The following is a 5508-nucleotide window of genomic DNA, read 5'->3' as shown; positions in this document are numbered from 1 at the left end:
GTCCCGATCCGCTGGCGGGGTTGAGCCCGCGGGATCTGCAGGACAAGGAGCTGGGGAGTCTGCATCAGAAGCTTCAGCGCAACCCCGCCGATCTCGACGCTTGGGCGGCGCTCGGCCAGCTCTATCTCTATCGGAACGAGTATGACAACGCCCTGCTCGCCTACCAGCGTCTCGCGCTGCTGGAGGGGGGCGCCAGTGCAGCGACTCAAGCCGCGCAGGCCACCGTGCTCTACTATCAGGCGGGCCAGCAGCTGACTCCCGAGGCAACCCGCCTGCTGGAGAGCGCCCTCAAGCAGGATGCGGGGGAAGTGAGCGCCCTGATGCTGCTCGCCTCCGATCACTTCCTGCATGGTCGCTACAGTCAGGCCATTGCCCTGTGGCAGCAACTTCTCGATGGCGAGCGCCCTCGCATCAACCGGGCTGCACTGATCGAGGCGATCCAGACGGCAAGCATAATGGGCGGGTAACCCCTTGATTGAAGGAGGGTCATCGTGGTGATATGGCGCCGCGACCACGCAAGTGGCTCAGCCCTCTCTTTCAATAGACAAGGATGTCTGGATGCAACTCACCCTGTTAAACGACTCGGGCAAATTCGATGGGCTTGATGACACCATTAGGCACGTTTTTGCCGAGACGGCGCACAAATTGAATGCCTTGTTCGATCTCTCCCAACTGGATGTCACCTTCAGCCCTTTTGCCGATGGGGATGCTCCCGATTCGGGTATCGGTGGCTGGGCCATCAACATGTATCGGATAGAACTCCAGCTTGATCTGGAACGGCCTGATATCAAAGAGGTGATCATCACCGAATTGCCTGCCGTGCTGGCCCACGAAGTCCACCATATCGTGCAAAAGAAGAACAAGGTGGAAGCAGAAACACTGGCCGAAACCCTGATTTTTGAAGGACTGGCCTGCTACTTTGAGCAGAGGTTCAATGGCGGCACACTCCCCTCGCTGTTCAAGGAGTCTCATCATCATGACTGGCAATCGCTCCTGGCAGAGATGACACCCCATCTATCCAGCAAGCAGTTCAACTATTTAGACTTTTTCTACTGCCGTGATAACCGGCCATTTCCCAAATATGCCGGTTACTGGGTGGGGTTCAATCTGGTGGCCAACTATCTGGCCAAAAGCGGCCTCAATGAAATAGAGGTCATGGGCCTACCCGCCGAGGCGTATTTCAATTAACACGCCTTCACACTGTTCGTGGCGATTACAGAGCCCAAATCCGGAGAGAAGATCATGATCCCCATTCGCTGCAAGGCCGTCTCCGGCGTTGCCCTTACCACTGTCGATGGCGAAACCAAATTGCTGGTGATGAAACGGGTCAAGGGGGGCTTCTGGTGCCATGTGGCGGGCACGGTGGAGGCGGGTGAAACCGGCGGGCAGACCATTATTCGGGAGTTTAGCGAGGAGACAGGGATCAGGGTCACCGAACTCTACAACGGCCAGTATCTGAAGCAGTTCTACGAGGCGTAGCCTGAATACGATTGAGATGGTGCCGGTCTTTGTGGTCTATTGTTCGCCCAATCAGGCGGTGATCCTCAACGACGAGCACACAGACTATCGCTGGTGTTCCCTGGCCGAAGCCAAGGCGCTGGTAAGTTTCCCGGGCCAGAAGGCGCTCTACGACCATATCTGGCACCATTTTGTCGACAATGCCCCCTCTCCCCTGATGCGGGTCGATATCCGCTGACCGCGCGCAATCCCTCCCCCACAAATGCAACACGCCCCCGGATGGGGGCGTATTCATATAAAGTCAGCGAAGTACTTTTATTAAACCAAGCAGATGGCCTACGGTCGCTCGTCAGCGGCCAGACGGCGGTTGATATCGGCGATAACCGGAGCGATGTCGGCAAGGGTATCAATCACATAGTGCGCCCCCGCTGCCCGCAGTTTGGCCTCGGCCGGTGCGCGTCGGGCTGCGATCTCCGCCTCGCTCATAGCGGCAAACTCTTCCCAGGTGGCGCCAAACTCGTTGCCGGAAACTGACAATCCCACCGTCCACATGCCAGCGTTCAGCCCTTCGCTGATACCCGGCACGGCGTCATCCACCTTGATGCATCGGTGCACTGCACTCACTCCCAGCTCAATTACGTTGGCCAGCGCCATCCAGGGGCCTGGGCGACCACCTGCCTTGAGATCGTCGGTGGCGACCCAGTGATCCGGCCGATAGCCGTGATCGGCCGCCGCTGGCACCAGCGCCTCCATCACCGGACGGGGGTAACCAGAGCAGGAGCCAATGCGAAGCCCCAGCCCCCGCAGCTCATCCAGCACCGGCAGCACTCTTGGGATGGGGGCAGCAAAGCGGGTCACCGCAGCAATCTGCAGCGGCATAAAGGTGTGATAGAGGTGGTCCACCTCGGCATGGCTCATGGGGTGGCCAAAGCGGGCCTGCCAGCGCGCATCCACCGAAGGCAGACGGCCCAGCGCGGCGATATGATCCCACTTGCCCAACCCCATGGGCTGGCGCGCCTCATCCAGAGTAACGGGGAAGTCATAGGCGCGGGCGAAGGCCTCGACGAAGATGGAGGTGGGGGCGAAGGAGCCGAAATCGACGACGGTGCCAGCCCAGTCGAGGATCAGCGCCTCTACGTCAGTGGTCGGGTGGATGGCAATCTGCAAGTCAATCATGGTGGTGTTCCTGTTTCGGTGAGAGTGCGATCTCGCCGAGGGCGCGATCGAGAATGGTGATGGCGCGCACCAGATCGGCGCGGGCGATATTGAGCGGTGGCGAGAGCTGGATGACATTGCCCTGAGAGACCTTGAAGCTGAGCCCCAGCTCCAGACAGCGGTAGAGCAGCCGCTCGGCAGCCTGGCTATTGCGGGTGCGACTCTGGTGATCGACCACCAGATCGAGCGCCCACAAGAGACCGATACCGCGCACCTGCCCGATCCGCGGGTGACGCTCGGCAAGCGCCGCGAGCTCTACCGCCATAAAGCGGCCATCCTCCTGCGCTTTTGCCAACAATCCCTCTTCGCGGATTGTCTCTATAGTGGCGAGGGCCGCAGCGCAGCCGATGGGGCTCTTCTCGTGGGTGTAGTGACCGAGCGAGATGGCCGCCGCTTGATTGAAACGATCGCGAGTGATCAGTGCGGCAAACGGCACCACCCCGCCCCCCAGCCCCTTGCCAAGGCAGATGATGTCGGGCTCGATGCCGAACTCTTCAAAGCTGAACCAGTGGCCGGTGCGGCCCAGGGCATTCGGGATCTCGTCGACGATCAGCAGCACCTTGTGGCGATCGCAGATCTCCCGCACCCGTTGCCAGTAGGCTTTTGAGGGCACCTGAACATCGGTGTTGCGGATCGGCTCGGCGATAAAGGCGCCTACTCCCCCCTCCTTCTCGATAACGTACTCCAGATAATCAGCGTAATGCACATCATCCCCCTCCCCGCGATACCAGACACCGCGATAGCGGGTGGGTGGAGGAATGCGCTCCACCCCGGCCATCAGCGGGCCCATACCGGCGCGAAAACAGGCTTCGCCGCCGACCGAGATGGCATCGAGGGAGGCGCCGTGAAAGGCATCCCACAGGGACACCACCTTGCTGTTGCCGGTGATGAAGCGGGCGAGCTTCAAGGCAATCCCCACCACCTCGCTGCCGCCGGGGGCGAACAGCACCCGATTGAGATCGCCGGGGGCCAGTTCGGCCAGGGTACGGGCGCAGTCGATGGCAACCTGATGGGTGTAGCGGCGGGGTGCGAACGGCAGATCGGCGAGTTGCTGCTGCACCGCGGCCACCACCCTGGGGTGACCGTGGCCCAGCTGATGGACGCTGTTGCCGTGAAAATCGAGGTACTGTTTGCCAGAGGCACTGGTCAGCCAGCTCCCCTGCGCGCTCTCAAGCAGATCGAGACAGGGGGTGGAGAGTGCCTGATGGAGAAAATAGCGGCTATCTTCCGCCAATCCCGCCTGCACCCCGTCACTCTGGCCTGCCCACCAGCGCGCACGTCCCTCGCCGAGGTTGATATCCCCTTCGCTATCAGCGCGGCCGCTGCCGTGCAGCTTCTTATCGTCATGTAAATCGCGGCCACGCAGCTCGCAACCCTGAGGCGCCATGCTGGTCATCGCGCGTCCCCTTGCCAGTAACAGGCGCTGGCCATGGCCGCAAGCAGATCGCGCACCCGCTCAGGGGTCACATCGCCGATATTGCCAATCCGGAAGCAATCGGCCTGGGAGACCTTGCCCGGATAGATGACAAAGCCCTGTGCCTTGAGCCGCTGGTAGAAGTCGGCGAAGCGGTAGTCAGGGTGAGCCGGAGAGTAGAAGGCGGTGATGATGGGGGATTGCCACTGTTCTGGCAGCAGTGGCGCAAAGCCGAGGGCAGCCATCCCCGCCACCAGCGTGCGCTGATTCTCGCTGTAGCGCTGATGGCGGGCTTCAATGCCCCCCTCTTCGTCCAGCTCGCGCAGGGCCTGGGCAAAGGCAAGCACGGTATGGGTGGGCGAGGTAAAGCGCCACTTGCCCCCCTGCTGCTCCATGGTCTGCCACTGGGCATGCAGGTCGAGGGAGACCGAGCGGGCACGACCGGCGCAGGCCGTGAGCGCCACGCGGCGGGCGATGACGAAGCCAAAGCCCGGTACCCCCTGAATGCACTTGTTGGCCGAGCTGATAAGAAACTCGATGCCAAGGCGCCCCATGTCGATGGGGATGCCGCCAAAGCTGCTCATGGCATCGACGATCAGGCGGATGCCGCGGCGCTGGCAGAGCTCAGCCACCTCCTCAAGGGGGTTGAGCATACCGGTGGTGGTCTCGCAGTGCACCATGGCCAGATGGGTGATCTCGGGGTGGCGCGCCAGCATCGCCTCGATGGCGGCGGGCTCCGGGCGGGTCGTCTCGCCGCAATCCAGCTCGTGGTGCCGCAGGCCAAGGCAGCGGGCCATCTCCCCCATGCGGGCACCGTAGGCGCCGTTGTTGATGATCAGCAGACACTCATCGACGCCTATCGCCGAGCCCAGCACGCTCTCCACCACATAGCTGCCGCTCCCCTGCAGCAAGACGGCGCTGTAGTCACTTTCACATTCAGGGCCGGTGGCGAGGCGCACCAGCTCGCGGCGGATGGGCTCCACCACGCCCTGGTTGTAGTCCGCATCCCAGGTGCAGCTGTCTTGCAGCATGGCGGCACGCACCGTGGCGGTGGTTGAGAGGGGGCCCGGGGTCAGCAGCAGGTAATCGACGGCGGCAGGGGCCGCAGGAATATGGGTCATGACTTCGCTCCTTTTGGTATATACCAGAATGAGCGCATTGTGGGTAACTGCCCCGCCAAGGTCAAAGGGGTGGCGCTACGTGCAACAAAAAATTCATTTTCAGCGCCGGGATCGCGATAATCTAGGAGGCCTGAACAGCAGGGGCGATGCTGGTATCTACCAACACATGTTGATGTTGCCGTTTAACCACCGGGCAGATGACCAGCCCTGTGCCCAGCCCATTGCCCAACTCATTGCACAACTTATTGCAAAACCAGGGATTTTCATGAGCAAACCGCAATATCTGCAGATCAAGGATGC

6 protein-coding genes and 1 pseudogene are annotated in these 5508 nt (G+C 61.4%); 4 read left to right on the top strand and 3 right to left on the bottom strand.

The window, feature by feature from the left end; all coding sequences use genetic code 11:
* The 3 genes and pseudogenes from DBR30_RS21810 to DBR30_RS22755 form a co-directional block, all read left to right on the top strand.
* Positions 1 to 467 (top strand): TPR domain-containing protein (locus tag DBR30_RS21810; protein ID WP_441296729.1); only part of this gene is annotated, 467 nt, incomplete at its 5' end.
* 91 nt (positions 468 to 558) lie between these two features.
* Complete coding sequence (locus tag DBR30_RS07460) at positions 559 to 1188, top strand: DUF2268 domain-containing putative Zn-dependent protease (protein ID WP_108542647.1); 630 nt, start codon at positions 559 to 561, stop codon at positions 1186 to 1188.
* A gap of 54 nt (positions 1189 to 1242) precedes the next feature.
* A pseudogene (locus DBR30_RS22755) lies at positions 1243 to 1696 on the top strand (NUDIX hydrolase).
* Between the two features lie 98 nt (positions 1697 to 1794).
* On the opposite strand, the gene phnX reads toward DBR30_RS22755, so the two are convergent.
* The 3 genes from phnX to phnW are packed head-to-tail and all read right to left on the bottom strand — an operon-like array spanning position 1795 to position 5208.
* Positions 1795 to 2634, bottom strand: a complete 840-nt coding sequence (phnX, locus tag DBR30_RS07450; RefSeq protein ID WP_108588273.1) for a phosphonoacetaldehyde hydrolase — start codon at positions 2632 to 2634, stop codon at positions 1795 to 1797.
* A complete protein-coding gene (locus tag DBR30_RS07445; RefSeq protein WP_108540950.1) occupies positions 2627 to 4069 on the bottom strand; it encodes an aspartate aminotransferase family protein in 1443 nt (480 codons plus the stop codon). Before DBR30_RS07445 ends, phnX begins: the two co-directional genes overlap by 8 nt.
* The gene (gene phnW, locus DBR30_RS07440; protein WP_108588272.1) at positions 4066 to 5208 is read right to left on the bottom strand and encodes a 2-aminoethylphosphonate--pyruvate transaminase; all 1143 of its coding nucleotides are present in this window, start codon (positions 5206 to 5208) and stop codon (positions 4066 to 4068) included. Before phnW ends, DBR30_RS07445 begins: the two co-directional genes overlap by 4 nt.
* 79 nt (positions 5209 to 5287) lie before the next feature.
* On the opposite strand from phnW, the gene DBR30_RS21320 reads away from it, so the two are divergent.
* A partial coding sequence (locus DBR30_RS21320) for a hypothetical protein (protein WP_219927553.1) occupies positions 5288 to 5508 on the top strand: 221 nt, incomplete at its 3' end.

Source organism: Aeromonas sp. HMWF017 (assembly GCF_003061465.1).
In the GTDB taxonomy this organism is placed as follows: Bacteria; Pseudomonadota; Gammaproteobacteria; order Enterobacterales; family Aeromonadaceae; genus Aeromonas; species Aeromonas veronii.
Note: the sequence above shows the minus strand (reverse complement) of the source record. Positions and strands in the feature narration are given on the sequence as shown.